Origin of the sequence: uncultured Paraglaciecola sp., assembly GCF_913058035.1 — a bacterium.
In the GTDB taxonomy this organism is placed as follows: Bacteria; Pseudomonadota; Gammaproteobacteria; order Enterobacterales; family Alteromonadaceae; genus Paraglaciecola.
The window spans coordinates 1-3,906 of record NZ_CAJXPA010000283.1 but is presented as its reverse complement, the minus strand read 5'-3'; the positions used below and the strand labels follow the sequence as shown (position 1 = coordinate 3,906).

The window sequence follows — 3,906 nt, the reverse complement described above, 5'->3', positions numbered from 1 at the left end:
GCTTTTGAATATACAAAATTCCCAAACTCACAATATGATAAAATCAAAAACATGATCCCAAACAATTTCTTTTTAGACATTTCTTGCTCCAATATTAAATAAATTACATAAAATTTGTATATTTTATTTAAACAGAGCAAATCTAAGGCCAATGATTAATATAGCATATATTCAATAACTTATATGAAACGTTAAATTTTTTATTAAATAAGAATGCCACTTATTAGTAAATTCAACCAAGATTTACGTTATCAACAATACCTTCATACATCACTTAATAGCACGTTGAAATTATTAAAACACAATAGATTTTCCACGACCGGTAATCTCTGAAGCAGCATCAATTTTACCATCTTTATTTAAAATAACCTGCATATCTCCAAAATGACCATTACTCATGGTGTAGCCCATTTGTTCTAACTCAGAAATTACAGCAGGATCAATTCCATTGTGGTGGCGAATAACATCTTTTGGTAAAAGTTGATGATGAAACCTAGGTTTGTTGACCACGTCTTCTGCACTCATAGAAAACTCCAAGGCATGAAGAATAGATAAATAAACCGAACTAATAATGGTCGTTCCACCAGGCGAACCAGTCACAAATGTTACCTCACCGTCTTTTAATACCATGCTTGGCGTCATAGAAGATAACATACGTTTCTTCGGCTGAATTTCGTTGGCTTGACCACCTACAGCCCCAAATACGTTAGCGACTCCAGGTTTAGAACTGAAGTCATCCATTTCATCGTTCAATAAAAACCCTGCTCCCTCTACTACCACACCGCTGCCATATCCAAGGTTAATAGTGGTGGTGTTCGATACTGCATTGCCCCATTTATCCATAACTGAGAAATGTGTAGTTTCTTCGCTTTCTTTTAGCCCAGGCTTAACCAATTCTGTCACCGAAATACCATCTTTTAACACTGTTTGACTGCGCATTGCGATATATTCATCAGTAATTAGACTGTCAACTGGTACTTTAACGAAGTCAGGATCCCCAAGATATTCAGCACGATCAGCAAAGACTCGCTTACCAATTTCAGCTAACAAATGCATATAAGCTGCAGAGTTATGGGTAAGTTTTTCTTGATCACGGGTCATTAGATCGTACATTTTTAGCCATTGTATAATAGCGATGCCACCAGAACTGGGGGGAGGTGATGTAAGCAATTGATATCCACGCCATTTAGCAGTTATTGGTTGACGAGATTTGGCTTCATAAGACAACAAATCTTGTTCAGTTACTAAGCCATTTTCCTGACGCATGAAATCACTGATTATCTTTGCAGTTTGACCTTTATAAAAACCGTCTCGACCTTGATCACGAATACGCTTTAGAGTGTCAGCTAATTCTAATTGTTGAAATATTTCATTCGCTTTTGCGTCTGCAAAATAATTTTCAAAGTTGACTGCAAAACCACGTTTTTCTAAGCTGGTGATATACATTTCAATAGATTTTGCAAGTTTAGGGTGAACCTTAAATCCCTCCTCCGCTAAATTAAAAGCAGGTTGCAATAGTTCTTTCCAGGGTAGACTGCCATGTTTTTTATGGGCTAACCACATACCAGCCACAGTTCCCGGCACCCCTGATGATAAAATGCCAATAACCGACTGATTAGGAATAACTTCACCGTCCTCACCTAAATACATATCCCTATGAGCAGACAGAGGGGCTTGTTCACGATAATCGATAAAATCACTTTTTTTATCTTTGTATATCATCATAAAACCACCACCACCAATATTACCGGCTTCAGGTAAGGTTACGGCTAAGACAAATTGCGCTGCTATAGCAGCATCAACTGCGTTACCACCTTTTTGCAAAATATCTTTTGCTACGTCTGCGCTGTAACTATCAGGCATAGCTAGCGCAGCCTGTTTTAATACAGTTACGGTTGAAATGGGTAAAGGTGGAACAACTTGCGTAACCTTTGCCTCGTCAATCTGCTCAGTGCATGCCATGAGGCATATGCTCATGAGCAAACTAAAAACGTAACCCATAAATGTTTTTGGTGTTGTCTCGGTAATTCTCATTTTTTTCCTTGAGGTTTAAATCATTATTAAACTGGCAATAAAATATCCAACGAAAGCCAAAACACCACCAAACAGTGCATAAGGCATTTGAGTACGTACATGGGTCAATAAGTCACAACCTGAAGCAATAGACGATACAGCGGTGGTATCAGAAATTGGTGAACAATGATCGCCGAATATTCCACCTCCTAAAATAGCAGCTATCACCAATGATGGAGGTAATCCTAATGTTTGGATTAGTGGAACTCCTATTGGAATAAGTATTGCGAAGGTTCCCCAAGAGGTGCCAGTACTAAAGGACATCATCGCTCCAGCTAAAAACAGCACAGGAACAATCAAACTAATAGGTAAATAATCCCCTACTATATTCGATACAAAAATACCTGTATCGAGTTCCTTTAGACTTGCTCCTAATGTCAGCGAAAATAATACGATTGTCACTAATGGTAATATTTCTCCCATACCTTTAAAGCCTGTATCGACTAATTCTTTATGTGTGTATTGTTTTGAACTTAACAATAAAATGTAAGCCACAAAACAGGCAAATATAGTTGCGTATAAAACAGATTTGCTACCATTACCACTGGCTATATCACCGTTTCCTGTCCATAACATGAAGCCAACCATGGCTAAGATCATACTTGCCAAAGGCAATAACATAAAACGCGCTTTAGTTGCGGATACCGCTACTTGCTCACCCTCAAGCTTCATTAACTCTTTCTCGGCATCTTTCATAGGCCCATGAACTCTATCAGCCAATATCGTATATAAAACTAGTCCTAGTGCGATAATCGCATAAAAGTTTAGTGGGATCGTGCCCCATAAGATTGACACTGCACTTTGCTCAAATTCGTAATTACTAAGCAGGGCAAGAATAAATGCCCCCCAACCATTGAGTAAAATAAGAATACAAATTGGCGCGCTGGTACTGTCAATAATGTAAGCTAATCTCGCTCGGCTCATTTTAAATTTATCGAATAAACCTCGAGCTAAAATACCAGAACCCAAAACACTGAGATTAGATTCAATAAATATTACAGTGCCAGTAAACATAGTGAGTAAGCCAACTTGCTTTTTACTTTTAGCTACACCTTTATTAATTAACATTTCGACTGTCGCTGTTACCCCACCTGAATAACGCATGTAAGCTAACAAAGCCCCGATTAACAGGCTAAACAACAAAATTCGGGTATTACCAGCTGAAACCACAACGTCTATTACCCGCTCTATTGAACCAATGGTACCAGTGAATAAAACCTCAGTTTTATTTTGATAAGCAAGCAACCACTCAGCAGAAAGGATCGCCGCGACCAAGGCCAAAATAACTTCTTTACGCCAAAATACGATAACGATGGCAATAATGGGGGGTAAAATAGAATACCAATGCATATAGAAACCTTATTTTAATAACATGTTTTAGGTTTTGAATAGGCGGGAAGCCCAAACGCGACTTACTATACAGGTAAAGCGGTAGTGTACTTAATTTGTTCCATCGCAAAACTCGATGTCACATCAGACAAATCTACCCCATCAACCAATTTTTTGTAAAATATATCAAAGGCTTGCATATCTGCCACCACTACTTTGAGCATATAGTCGTATTCTCCACTCATTCTATAAAATTCGATAACTTGTTCAATATTTGCTGCATGCTCAGCAAATGTCTTTAGCCAAGCGGAGTCGTGCTTAGCGGCCTTAACTTGCACAAATACGGTCATACCTAAACCAATTTTTTGAGAATTAACCAAAACAACACGTTTATCAATAATGCCTTGCTTTTCTAAAGATTGAATACGCCGCCAACAAGGTGTTGTACTTAAGCCTATTTGCTCTGCAATATCAGCCACTGATTGAGTCGCATCTATCTGCAAC

The 3,906-nt window shown here is 38.2% G+C and carries 3 protein-coding genes; all 3 read right to left on the bottom strand.

The genetic code is table 11. The features are described 5' to 3' along the window. Window positions 1-294 precede the first annotated feature (294 nt). Window positions 295-2,001, bottom strand: a complete 1,707-nt coding sequence (ggt, locus tag QZ562_RS20215; protein WP_293764352.1) for a gamma-glutamyltransferase — start codon at window positions 1,999-2,001, stop codon at window positions 295-297. A 48-nt stretch (window positions 2,002-2,049) separates the two neighbouring features. Continuing rightward, on the bottom strand, window positions 2,050-3,423 hold the full coding sequence (locus QZ562_RS20210; protein ID WP_293764349.1) for a Na+/H+ antiporter NhaC family protein: 1,374 nt from the start codon (window positions 3,421-3,423) through the stop codon (window positions 2,050-2,052). Between the two features lie 65 nt (window positions 3,424-3,488). Next, window positions 3,489-3,905 (bottom strand): Lrp/AsnC family transcriptional regulator, encoded by a 417-nt coding sequence (locus tag QZ562_RS20205; protein WP_293764346.1) that lies wholly within the window; start codon window positions 3,903-3,905, stop codon window positions 3,489-3,491. Between the last annotated feature and the right edge of the window lies 1 nt (window position 3,906).